Here is a 12456-nt window from a genome sequence, read left to right on the forward strand (position 1 = left end):
TTTATGAGCATCGGCGGCGGCTTTTGTTGTTTTTTTGTCCTTCAACAAAAACTATCAAAAGTCAGCTGTCGATGCCCTTTTATCCTCGAAATTGTTCATTCCTACCCACAGATACCCCTGAAGAGCCAAAAATAATAAAGTGATTTATATGACAGAGTTCGACTACATCATTGTGGGGGGAGGCTCTGCAGGCTGTGTTCTGGCCAACCGCCTGTCTGAAAATCCTGATCATCAGGTCTGTCTGGTAGAAGCAGGCGGAAGTGATAAATCTCCATTGGTCTACATTCCCGCCGGAGCTGCGGTCACTGTGCCTCATGGCATGCATAACTGGCAGCTGAATGCCATGAAGCAGTCCACCATGAATAACCGGGATATTTATTGTCCCCGGGGAAAGACCCTGGGAGGCAGTAGCTCCATCAACGCCATGCTCTATATCAGAGGGCAAAAGCAAGACTACGATCAATGGGCTGCTCAGGGGAATGAAGGCTGGTCTTTTAATGAGGTGCTTCCCTATTTCCGGAAAGCCCAGAATCAGGAGAGAGGAGCTTCTGAGTTTCATGGAACCGGTGGTCCTCTGAATGTTGCCGATCCCAGGAGTCAACACTGTTTAAGCGAGGCCTTTATAAGAGGGGCGGTAGAAGCAGGAGAAAAAGACAATCCGGACTTTAATGGTGCAGATCAGGAAGGTGTTGGCTGGTATCAGGTGACGCAGAAAGAGGGGCAAAGATGCAGCTCAGCCGCAGCTTATCTGCACCCTGTAATCGATCGGCCCAATCTGACCGTCATGACGGATAGTCAAACTGCCAGGGTTATTCTGGAAGGCAAAAAAGCGAAAGGTGTTGAAATCGTTCGAGGTGTTGTCAGAAGGAAGCTCTTTGCTCGAAAAGAAGTCATTCTTTCTGCCGGTGCCTTTGGCTCTCCCCAGTTAATGCTACTTTCCGGTATCGGTTCCAGAGAAAAGCTGGATTCTCATAATATTGACTGCTTGCATGAGTTGCAGGGTGTGGGTGAAAACCTTCAGGAGCATCCTGATGTTCTGGTGGTAGTTAATGACAAGACGGCTTCATCTGTTGCTTTTGGCAGACCTTTAGGGATGGTAAGAGGAATAAAGGATATAGCGAAATACATCCATAAAAAGGAAGGCTTTTTGGCCAGTAGTCTGGCGGAGTCTGGCGGAGTCTGGCGGTTTTATAAAATCTTCACCAGATGTCGAAAGGCCTGACCTGCAACTGCATTTCATACCGGTAGCCATGGAAGATCATGGGCGTAAACTCTCGAGAAACCTCCAGTATGGCTTTACGATTCATGTCTGTGTCCTGAGGCCAAATAGCCGTGGTCGTGTATCCCTTAAAAGTGCATCGCCCACTGATGATCCAGAGATTGAACTGAATCTTCTGGAAAAACAGGCTGATATGGACTGTCTGATCCTTGGGGTTAAAAGAGTAAGAGAGATTATCCAATCACCTGAGCTGTCCCGCTATGCAGGAGTGGAGTATCTACCAGGATCTGATGTACAGGGTGATGATGGGCTTGAGTCTTATATAAGAAATAATGCTAATCACATCTACCATCCTGTGGGCACCTGCAAGATGGGAGTTGATGACATGGCTGTTGTCGATAACCGACTGAAAGTTCATGGGCTAGAAGGCTTGCGAGTGGTTGACGCTTCAATCATGCCAACCCTTATCAGCGGGAATACCAATGCACCTGCAATTATGATTGCGGAGAAAGCAGCTGCTATGATTCTTGCTGAACACTCGCCAAAAGCTCAGTCTGAAAAGAGTTCAGTGACAGAAGAGGTTGCGGTCTGAGATTTTAATCAATGTCTCTTGCTCCACGCCTTAGGCCTGGTGCAAGAGGAGAAACAGTGTGTTTTTGATGAGTGACACGCATGGCACTTATCAAAACACAGCATTTCCCTGCCTCATTAATTCGATCTGTAGACCGTCAAATGAGCAGTTATATACCTGGATCAGAAAGCATACTGGTTTAAAGCCGGTTCTCGGATTGAGAGGTTCGTCTATACCCAGTATCTGCTACCCGATTAAAAGGTGCATTCCTTTCCAGGCCAGTATCAGACTTATGTCACCCGTTCTTCTTCAACAAGGCAAAGCCTCGGGTGACACCGTCCCTGGACCGACAATAACAGTCAGGCTGGCAAAGATTCTTCCTGGGAAGATTGTGTGCTCTGGCCTGTGCTTTCTCCACCACTAGGAATAACACGAGTGGCTATTAGCCCCTTGGGTCCCTGGCCAATTTCAAATTGCACAAGTTGTCCGGCTTTCAGGGTTTTAAAGCCGTCCATTTCAATAACGGAGTAATGTATGAGCACGTCTTGATTTTCAGTGGCTTCCTGGGCTTGGATGAACCCATATCCCTTGGGATTGTTAAACCACTTCACTGTACCTTCCAGCATAGCTTCCATTTCCTTCTTGGTCGCTTCCATACAGCGCGATTCCTACATTATTTACATTGAAGGAACTGCCGGGAAACTGCAACCCTTGTTGTTTTATTTTTAGTCACATTTTTATTCTGTATCATCCTTGTCACAGAGCTCTTTCTTGGTGATGTCTTCTCGGCTTGAAAATTTTCAAGCTAATAGTACAGCCTACATTTCCATATAGAGCTAAACCTATTATAAGACCATCTTGACGCGAGATAACAGCCTATTTTGAATTTCGGGAATAGTTACCGCAGTATTTTTGTGAATTAATTATACCGCTCAGGATTTATGGGGCTTATTCGGTTTTTCAGGGGAACCCTGTGCTGCAGGTAAGTCTTTTATCCAGGACCATTCAATCCATGAACCGTCGTAGTTTTTTATCTTTTTGTATCCAAGAATTTCAGAGAGAATAAACAGAGTATGAGCGGAACGCACACCGGACTGACAATAAATAATAATTTCCTTATCCGGTGTGATTCCTGCTTTGTGGAATAAACGACTTAATTGCTCTTTATCAAGAAATCCCTTTTCATTGACGGTCTGTTTGTATTCAAACCAGATACTGCCAGGAATTCTGCCATGACGATGAGCGCCGGATTTTCTGATTTTACCCGTGAATTCATCCAGGCTCCTGACATCAACAAGAATGGCGTTCTCTTTTTTCTGTATCGACTTTACCTGATCCAGCTCAGCTAGCCATTGAGGGTGAGGTGTGCCACGGAACGAATAATTTGATCGTTGGGGCGCTTTAGGTGATTTAAAATTGAGTTTTTTCTTTTGTTTTTCCCACTCTGTCAGGCCTCCGTTCAGAATAGAGACCTGATCATGGCCATATAACTTGAGTATCCACCAAAGGCGGGCTGCATCCATTCCCTGTTGATCATCATAAAGAATAATGTCTGTTTCCGGGGTGGCTCCCAGACGGCTCAACAGCTGGGACAGCTTATGCTGGCTGGCTCTCATGCCGGAGTAGGGGTAATCATTTTCATCAGCCTGAAAAGCAGGGCGCCAGACATTGTGGGCACCGGGGATGTGACCCAGCATGTAACTGATTCTGGGACGTACATCCAGAATAAGCCAATGACCTGGTTGCTGGATCTTTTTCTCAAGGTCATCAAGATTGATCAGAGCATTTGAGTGAGCTGGATCTGACAGTGCAGCTGACAACATAAGAAGCAGAAGAGCCGAAGGCTTCTGCCGAATCAGTGAAATTTTTATAAGGTTTAGTTTTGATCGGAACCATTGAACTTCATTGAGCCCGATTCTGGCAGAGGAAATTGCGCCATAAATCGTCGATCGATCCAATCTTTCCACAGCCATATTAAACGTCCCCTGGCTTTGAACCAGCCTCTTGAAGCAATTGCCCGACCGTCAGCACAGCTTAGCAGAGAGAGAGAATGACTCTGGGGTTGGTAAGGTTCCAGCGTTTTCCCTTCCAGCATGAAGCGGATATTTTGAAACAGGGTCGGGGCCTGTCGAACCGCATAAACGCCGGACTTGGCCAGCCTGGAATGTGTGAATTCGGCTATATCGCCACAGGCGAAAACATTCTTATGGCTTATAGATTGCAGCGAGGGATTCACCTGGATAAATCCCTGAGGGCTTGTGGCCAGTTGGCTTTCAGAGGGCCAGGTAGAGGGCGCAGCCGGTGTGGCAAGAATCAAGGCATCATAGGGCAGGCTTTCGTTCTGATCACTGATCAGAGTTTTATCATTGACTCGGGCTACCCGAAAATTATTATGAACGTTTATTTGTTTTTGCCTAATATCCTTGGCAACCATTTTCTGAACTTTCAGCGGATGACCTGCGAGGATGCCACGGGCAGTAACGATATGTATTTTGAGTTGATCAAGGCTCCGAAAGCGTTGATGAAGAGCCAGTGCTACCTCAACACCTGCTGCGCCAGCGCCAATGATAGCTAGATTGAAACTACTGTTCTGCTTTATCTGTTCAGGCAGGGGGTGGTTCAGCCAGGACAGAAAAGGTTGGATCGGTTTTATGCTGATACAGTCTTTTACGTCAATGACTCGAGCCTGGGTCGAGCCTGTATTGATGGAGAGAAGGTCATAATGGAGGCGGTCACCCTTTTCAAGGATTAGCTCATTTGCCTCGGCATCGACACCCGACAGAGTCGCCTTTATAAATGTGCATTTTGATTCATTCGCCAGGGATTCAAGGTCAATATGGGCTTGTTCAGCGGTATATTGGCCAGAAATAACACCAGGTAGCATCCCTGAATAGGGCGTGTAACGACTGGCAGAAACGAGGATGAAACGGGCAGGTGGCATTTTTGACTTCTGCAGCTTTTTCAGAAAAAGCGCATGAGTATGGCCCCCGCCAGCCAAGACAACCGTGGGCTGAATATTTTTACTCATTCCTGCGTCTCAATCATTATGTTCATCATTTATAAATCATCAGATCCTGAAAGGTCTGACCTTGATTGTATCGTGAAAAGTATTTTTCTTCGTCATAGCTGCTTCGTGTTCAGTGGGTTTTTTATACGGAAGTAAGAGTCTGTCCGTTATAAAAAAGAACAAACCTTAGATCCATTTACTTTTTGTGATGTGGGCTTGTCATGATTAATTTATTTTTTATCGTCTTTGCTACAAGGCCGTAGCTGAAGCAATGCGGATATTTCTTAACATCCGGAAAACTTTGTAGAACGCTTCATAGTCTAAACTGTCATAACTTTAGAGCACGGTTAAATTTGCAGTTTTCAGGAATAGATACCCAGCTACCCGAAGGAATAACAAAGCTGTTTTGAGATAAAAACAAAATTCTTTTCATGTTCGTCAGAGTTATATGACAGAGGGTGTGCCTTTGGTGTCTGGAAAGTTATCCCTGTTGCCACTGACTATGCTGGTGACCGGAAATATGATGGGGGCCGGTATCTTTCTGTTGCCTTCATCTCTGGCCAGTTATGGCTCCATCATTCTGTTGGGCTGGGTAGTAACCGTCATCGGCTCAGTCATGCTTTCTCTGGTATTTGTTCGGCTGGGGGCAGACTGTAAGTCGGGTTCTGGTCTGTATTCATTCACTCGTACCGGTTTGGGTCGCTACGTGGGTTCTCAAGTCGTGTATGGATACTGGGTGGCCATTTGGATTGGTAATATTGCCGTGGCACTCAGTGGTGTGGGTTATCTGAGTTATTTTTTTCCGGTTTTGACAGATCAGTGGATGGCATCATTTGCAGCTATAGCGGTTGTATGGAGCCTTAGTCTGCTGAATATGACCGATATCCGCATCATTGGCCAGTTTCAGATAGTCACTGCATCCTGCATGCTGGTTCCCGTCCTGCTGGTGAGTACTCTTGGCTGGACACAATTCGACTTCAACAATATTACCCAGTCATTTAACGTCACAGATCAACCTGGAAGTAAGGTCTTTTCAGAATCGGTCACGCTCACCTTGTGGTCATTTATTGGCCTGGAATCAGCCTGCAATTTATCGGGGCATGCGAAAAATCCAAGAAGGGATGTCCCCTTTGCCACTTTGCTTGGCACGTTATTGGCGGCACTCTTTTACATACTCAGCACCACGGCCATGATGGGTATTGTCCCTAATGAAGCGCTGCAAGGCAGTGCTGCTCCCTTTTCTATTACTGCTCGCTATTTGCTGGGTGAATGGGCGGGTGAAATGGTCAGTGCCATGGCTGTCATCGCCTGTTTTGGCAGTCTGAATGGCTGGATTCTGATGCACTCCCAGGTGGCTCGTGTCGCTTCTGCGGATGGCCTTCTGCCTGCCCGTTTCGGCATTTTGAACCGCTTTGGTTCTCCCTGGCAGGGATTGCTCATCACCGCCATCCTGATGTCTATTCTGGTGCTGATGACCGCTGAGCCTACGGTCCAGAAACACTTTGAATTTATTGTTCTGATCGCGGTATACATTATGCTGCTGGCCTATTTTTTTGCCTGCTTGTCTTGCCTTCAAATTCAGAGAAGAAAGCCTCAGGGTTTGACGCCAGGCTGGCTGATCATCATTTTACTTTCTGCGTGCTACTGCCTTCTTGGTCTTAGTGGTGCGGGGTACCCGGTATTGTTTTATGGGACGGTGCTGGTGATTTTTGGTGGAGCGCTTTACTGGTTTCAGCATCGGGGCAATAAAAAGCCGGATCCCCTGAAGGATCCGGCTCATGGTTGATACTATGACAGTCTGATGGGATCAGGCAGCTTCGGTCTCTTCTGTTTCCTGTTTGGGTAAGCCGTAAATGGTTTTTACGCCTCCCCATTCATCAACAGACTCCATATGTACATCAAAACCCCACAATCTGTGGATATGTTTGATGATCTCACGACTGCTGTCAGACTCCAGCGGGCGATCCTGGTGCATGAAGTGTCGCAGCGTAATGGAACGATCACCCCGGGTGTTCACACTGTAAACCTGGATGTTAGGCTCGCGGTTACCCAGATTGTATTGAGCCGCTAACGATTCCCTAACCTTCCGATAACCTGTTTCATCGTGAATAGCGTTGACTTCCAGGAACGGGTTGGATTCATTGTCGTCAATGCAGAACAGTTTCAGGTCTCTCATCACTTTGGGTGAGAGGTACTGCATGATGAAACTTTCGTCCTTGAAGTTCTTCATGGCGAAGTGAACGGTTTCCAGCCAGTCTGAACCGGCCAGATCGGGGAACCAGTGTCGATCTTCTTCCGTCGGGTTTTCACAGATCCGACGAATGTCCTGGAACATGGCAAAGCCCAGTGCGTATGGGTTAATGCCACTGTAGCGAGGATCATCAAAGTCAGGCTGGAACACCACGTTGGAGTGCGAGTGCAGAAACTCCATGATGAAGCCTTCGGTAATGTGGCCCTCGTTATACATTTCGTGCATCAGGTGATAATGCCAGAAAGTAGCCCAGCCTTCGTTCATCACCTGAGTTTGGCGCTGTGGATAGAAATACTGGGCGACTTTGCGAACGATCCGAATCAGTTCACGCTGCCAGGTATCCAGTAACGGTGCGTTTTTCTCGATGAAGTAGAGAATGTTTTCTTCCGGATCCCTTGGATAACGCTCGGTCTGTTTTACCTCGTTATCTTCACGCAGAGGAATGGTTCGCCAGAGGTCATTCAGATTACGCTGAATATACTCTTCACGCTCTTTGGCTCGTGCTTTTTCCTCTTCCGGTGAAATAGGGCGAGGACGCTCATAGCGATTCACACCCTGGTTCATCAGCGCATGACAGGCGTCCAGCAGGTCTTCAACGGCATCGACACCATGTTTTTCTTCGCACTCAGCAATATAGTTTTTGGCGAACAGCAGGTAGTCAATAATCGAGTCCGCATCGGTCCACTGTCTGAACAGATAGTTACCCTTGAAGAAAGAGTTGTGACCGTAACAGGCATGGGCAATAACCAGGGCCTGCATAGGCATGGTGTTCTCTTCCATCAGATAGGCGATGCAGGGATTGGAGTTGATCACAATCTCATAAGCCAGACCCATCTGTCCGCGCTGATAACTTTTCTGGTTGCTAAGGAACTGTTTACCAAAACTCCAGTGGTTGTACATCAGTGGCATGCCAACGGAAGCGTAGGCATCCAGCATTTGCTCGGAGCTGATCACTTCTATCTGGTTAGGATAGGTGTCTAACTTGAAGCGTTCAGCCAGCTTCGCAAGTTCTCTGTCGTATTCTTGCAGCAGTTCAAAGGTCCACTCAGAGCCTTTGGAAATGGGCTCTGCACGACGACTGGATGGCTTTTCCACATCAGTCGTGTGGAGTGGCGCATCGGGAGAAGACATCGTTTCCTGCTCATGGCGTTCCATATCAGGCATTTTGATCCTCCTTCTTTTCGAACAGTTTGCGGAAGACTGGAAAAATATCACCGGCATTGCGAATCTGTTGCATGGCAAAGTGACCGGCGTGGTTTTTCTCGATCATTTTGTATTCATGCCATAGGTTCTGATGGTGACGGTCAGTTATTTCTACATAGGAGTAGTACTGGGTCAGTGGCAACAGCTTGTCGATAATAATATTGCGGCACTTGGCAGAGTCTGCTTCCCAGTTGTCACCATCTGAAGCCTGAGCAACATAGATGTTCCACTCATTGGGGGAATATCTGTCCGTAATAATGTCGTCTGTCAGTGTTAATGCAGAAGATACCACGGTGCCACCGGTTTCCCGGGCATAGAAGAAGTCGTGTTCGTTACACTCACGGGCTTCACTGTGGTGACGGATAAACACCACTTCTATCTTCTCGTAGTTGCGCTCCAGAAACAGATAGAGCAGCAGGAAAAAGCGCTTGGCAATGTCCTTGATTTCCCGGGTCATGGAGCCGGAAACATCCATTACGCAGAACATGACGGCCTTGCTGGAAGGCTGTGGCACTTTTACCAGGTTATTGAACTTGAGATCGAATTCGTCAATAAACGGCAGGCGTTTGAGCTTACTGTTCAGTGCAGTGATTTGATCCTTGAGTTCTTGTCGTAAAACCTCATCATTGGTTTCAGGGCTCACTTCCATCTCACGCAGCTGGCGTTTCAGTGCGCGGATCTCTTTTCTTTCTTTACCGGAAAGAGCAATACGACGGGCGTGGGCTGCTTTCAGGGAACGTACTACGTTCAGTCTGTCCGGTGAACCAGCGGTCGTGTAACCGGCTCTCTTCAGTTTAAAGTCGGTAGAATCCTTAAGCTCTTTGCGAAGCAGGTTCGGCAGCTCGAGGTCTTCAAACAGATATTCCAGAAACTCTTCGCGGTTGATGGAGAAAATGAAATCATCTTCACCGGAACCGCTGTTACTGGCTTCACCTTCACCACTGCCTTGACCACCACCGCCTTCAGGACGTTGGAATCGATCACCGGCGGTGAATTCTTTATTGCCTGGGTGTACTTGTTCTGTCCGGCCACCCTGACCGTGGTGAAAAACCGGTTCTGACAGGTCTTTCTTGGGAATGCTGATATCACTGCCGCTATCAACGTCGGTAATGGAGCGTTGATCGACAGCATCCTGTACTGCCTCTTTTACCAGACCTTTATAGCGCCTCAGGAAACGCTGACGGTTGACCGTACTTTTCTTTTTCGCGTTGAGGCGTCGGTCAATTATTATGCTCATAGGACGCTCTCCTTGGGTACTGTTCAATAGGCCTGGCTGTTGGTTTAATCCAGGACTATTTTGCTACTACCATGGCAATGTCGTTTTGTTGAAAAGTAACCACTTATCCTAAAAACGACATACTTCTACAATGGTGGCTTGTCAGGTAAAACAAGATGCAGAAGCGCCCGTTAAGGCGCCGTGGTGGTTCATCATGAGCCGCCGCCAGGCCTCTTTGGCATAGCGGCGCTCTTTCTCAGCTATCTTTAAACGGTCTTTATAAACCGCTAAAGGTTTTACTGAGACTTACGAACCCGGATGTACCACTCGGAAAGCAGACGAACCTGTTTTTCGGTGTATCCATACTCAACCATACGTTTAACAAAGTCTGCATGCTTGCGCTGATCGTCGTTCGAACCTTTGGCGTTGAAGGAGATCACTGGCAGCAGGTCTTCGGTATTCGAGAACATCTTCTTCTCGATCACCGCACGCATTTTCTCGTAGCTCAACCAGCTTGGGTTTTTACCTTCGTGGTTGGCACGGGCACGCAGGACAAAGTTAACCACTTCATTACGGAAGTCTTTCGGGTTAGCGATGCCAGCTGGCTTCTCGATTTTCTCCAGCTCATCATTCAGGGCTCCTCGGTCCAGAATATGGCCGGTATCCGGATCACGGAACTCCTGATCCTGAATCCAGAAGTCAGCATAAGTGATGTAGCGGTCAAAGATATTCTGACCGTAATCGGAGTAAGACTCCAGGTATGCGGTCTGAATTTCCTTGCCCAGGAACTCAACATATTTAGGTGTCAGGTATTCCTTGATGAAGCGCATGTAGCGATCGTTTATTTCATCCGGGAACTGCTGCTGTTCAATCTGTTGTTCCAGCACGTACATCAGGTGTACCGGGTTGGCCGCTACTTCAGTAGAGTCGAAGTTGAAGACTTTGGACAGAATCTTGAACGCGAAACGGGTAGAAAGACCATCCATGCCTTCATCAACACCTGCTGCATCTTTATATTCCTGCAAAGGCTTGGCATTCGGATCGGTGTCCTTCAGATTCTCACCGTTGTAGACACGCATCTTGGAGAAAACGGATGAATTGTCTGGTTCCTTGATACGAGACAGTACGGAGAACTGGGCCAGCATTCTCAGAGTATCAGGTGCGCAAGGCGCGTCTTTCAGAGAGCTGTGTTCCAGTAATTTTTCGTAGATGCCGACTTCTTCATTGATACGTGTGCAGTAAGGCACCTTAACGATGTTTACACGGTCAATGAAAGCTTCGTTCGTCTTGTTGTTACGGAAGGTCTGCCACTCGGATTCGTTGGAGTGAGCCAGCAGGATACCTTCAAAAGGAATAGCACCCATACCTTCGGTAGAGTTGTAGTTACCTTCCTGAGTAGCAGTCAGCAGCGGGTGCAGAACCTTTACAGGGGCCTTGAACATCTCTACAAATTCCATCACACCCTGGTTAGCACGGCAGAGTGCGCCGGAGAAACTGTATGCATCCGGATCGTCCTGGGAGAACTCTTCCAGCTGACGGATGTCTACTTTACCTACCAGACTGGAGATGTCCTGGTTGTTCTCATCGCCGGGCTCAGTCTTGGCAATCGCCACCTGATTCAAACGGCTTGGGTAAACTTTAACAACGCGGAACTTGGATAGATCGCCACCGAACTCGTGCAGGCGTTTTACTGCCCAGGGAGACATGATGTACTTCAGGTAACGACCGGGAATACCGTATTCTTCGGTCAGAATCTTTCCGTCTTCTTCAGGGTTGAACAACCCCAGAGGCGATTCAAAAACGGGTGACCCTTTGATGGCATAAAAAGGTTTCAGTTCCATCAGGGCTTTAAGGCGCTCAGCCAGAGATGACTTACCGCCACCTACCGGACCCAGCAAATACAGAATCTGTTTCTTTTCTTCCAGACCCTGAGAAGCATGTTTGAAGTATGAAACAATCTGTTCGATCGCTTCTTCCATGCCGTAGAATTCTTCGAAAGCAGGATAACGCTTGATCAGCTTATTGGAAAAGATACGGCTCTTACGCGGATCACGAGACGTATCAATAATTTCTGGTTCGCCAATGGCTGACAGCATTCTCTCTGCCGCATTGGCATAAGCACCAGGGTCTGTTTTGCAAAGATCCAGGTACTCCTGAAGGCTCATCTCCTCTTGTTGAGTCGATTCGTACCTTTCCTGGTAATGAGAAAATATAGACATATCAGGCTCCCCCTCGCCATGACCTCCATGATCATCGGCGTACTAATATTTTTGTTTATCTGGGCACTGTATTGTTGCTGCGAATAACACGACACTGTTTTTGTACAGGTGCTCTGTTTGTGTTGATCACAATTAACTTTATAGAGATTATCCGTATAAATGTCTACTGCTTTCAGGACTTTTTCTTATACGACAAAGCGTGGTTAACTTGTTGATATAGAAGGGAAAAGTTGAGATTTTCAAGAAGGTTAATCTACCCATCTTAAAGGGGTTTTCAGACAGTCACCAGTGAAAATTTTTGAACGTTGAAATGTCCTGTTGTTAAGAGTTGATTTTTCTTTTGCATAAAGTTCTTGTTTAAGTAAGAGTCATTAGTACTGCTTTCAGAGAGGTACTGTTCAAAATAGAAAAAGAAATTTTCCGAATCTGATGTTTTGATCAGTTCCATTTTCATGATTTAACGACGGTTAGAATTTTGTAGATAGAGAAAAGTACGGTGCTTCATTGCGTTTAAGAGAGAGCCTGCACAGCGGTATTATTTTTTCTGCCACGAATTCCGATCGAGTTGCCATATGGATCCAGAACCTGACAAATACGGTGTCCGTTCTCCAGATCCATGGGGCCACGGTAGAGTTGAGCACCGAGAGAGAGCGAATAGCATTCGACAAATTTCACGTCGCCCAGTACTTGGGTAATGCAGTCAACAAGGTTCGTATAGAAGAGCATAAAGCCCTTATGGCAACAGGGTCAGATTTACTCAAAGGAACCCG

At 47.1% G+C, this 12456-nt stretch carries 10 protein-coding genes; 4 read left to right on the forward strand and 6 right to left on the reverse strand.

Annotation, left to right across the window (positions count from 1 at the left end):
* Positions 1-148 precede the first annotated feature (148 nt).
* Positions 149-1222 carry a GMC family oxidoreductase gene (locus ACR2PX_RS29560; RefSeq protein ID WP_434002932.1) on the forward strand — a complete coding sequence of 358 codons (1074 nt, stop codon included), beginning with the start codon at positions 149-151 and terminating at the stop codon, positions 1220-1222.
* A gap of 28 nt (positions 1223-1250) precedes the next feature.
* Positions 1251-1811 carry a GMC family oxidoreductase gene (locus tag ACR2PX_RS29565; RefSeq protein ID WP_434002933.1) on the forward strand — a complete coding sequence of 187 codons (561 nt, stop codon included), beginning with the start codon at positions 1251-1253 and terminating at the stop codon, positions 1809-1811.
* 338 nt (positions 1812-2149) lie between these two features.
* On the opposite strand, the gene ACR2PX_RS29570 is transcribed toward ACR2PX_RS29565, so the two are convergent.
* From ACR2PX_RS29570 to ACR2PX_RS29580, 3 genes are all read right to left on the reverse strand, one after another.
* Entirely contained in the window at positions 2150-2446 is a 297-nt protein-coding gene (locus ACR2PX_RS29570; RefSeq protein WP_434002934.1) for a cold shock domain-containing protein, read from the reverse strand.
* Between the two features lie 276 nt (positions 2447-2722).
* Entirely contained in the window at positions 2723-3763 is a 1041-nt protein-coding gene (locus ACR2PX_RS29575; protein WP_434002935.1) for a sulfurtransferase, read from the reverse strand.
* Complete coding sequence (locus ACR2PX_RS29580; RefSeq protein WP_434002936.1) at positions 3667-4818, reverse strand: FAD-dependent oxidoreductase; 1152 nt, start codon at positions 4816-4818, stop codon at positions 3667-3669. The genes ACR2PX_RS29575 and ACR2PX_RS29580 overlap by 97 nt, the downstream gene beginning before the upstream one ends.
* A 448-nt stretch (positions 4819-5266) precedes the next feature.
* Between ACR2PX_RS29580 and ACR2PX_RS29585 the strand changes: the two genes are divergently transcribed.
* On the forward strand, positions 5267-6583 hold the full coding sequence (locus tag ACR2PX_RS29585; RefSeq protein ID WP_434002937.1) for an amino acid permease: 1317 nt from the start codon (positions 5267-5269) through the stop codon (positions 6581-6583).
* A 21-nt stretch (positions 6584-6604) separates the two neighbouring features.
* Here ACR2PX_RS29585 and ACR2PX_RS29590 read toward each other — a convergent pair whose 3' ends face one another.
* The 3 genes from ACR2PX_RS29590 to ACR2PX_RS29600 form a co-directional block, all read right to left on the reverse strand.
* Complete coding sequence (locus ACR2PX_RS29590; protein WP_434002940.1) at positions 6605-8179, reverse strand: SpoVR family protein; 1575 nt, start codon at positions 8177-8179, stop codon at positions 6605-6607.
* A gap of 25 nt (positions 8180-8204) precedes the next feature.
* Positions 8205-9488, reverse strand: a complete 1284-nt coding sequence (locus ACR2PX_RS29595; protein WP_434002938.1) for a YeaH/YhbH family protein — start codon at positions 9486-9488, stop codon at positions 8205-8207.
* A 275-nt stretch (positions 9489-9763) separates the two neighbouring features.
* On the reverse strand, positions 9764-11686 hold the full coding sequence (locus ACR2PX_RS29600) for a PrkA family serine protein kinase (RefSeq protein WP_434002939.1): 1923 nt from the start codon (positions 11684-11686) through the stop codon (positions 9764-9766).
* A 597-nt stretch (positions 11687-12283) separates the two neighbouring features.
* On the opposite strand from ACR2PX_RS29600, the gene ACR2PX_RS29605 reads away from it, so the two are divergent.
* On the forward strand, positions 12284-12456 hold a 173-nt coding region (locus ACR2PX_RS29605; RefSeq protein ID WP_434002941.1), incomplete at its 3' end, for a transposase.

It is taken from the genome of Endozoicomonas sp. (genome assembly GCF_051008435.1).
Lineage (GTDB): Bacteria > Pseudomonadota > Gammaproteobacteria > Pseudomonadales > Endozoicomonadaceae > Endozoicomonas_A.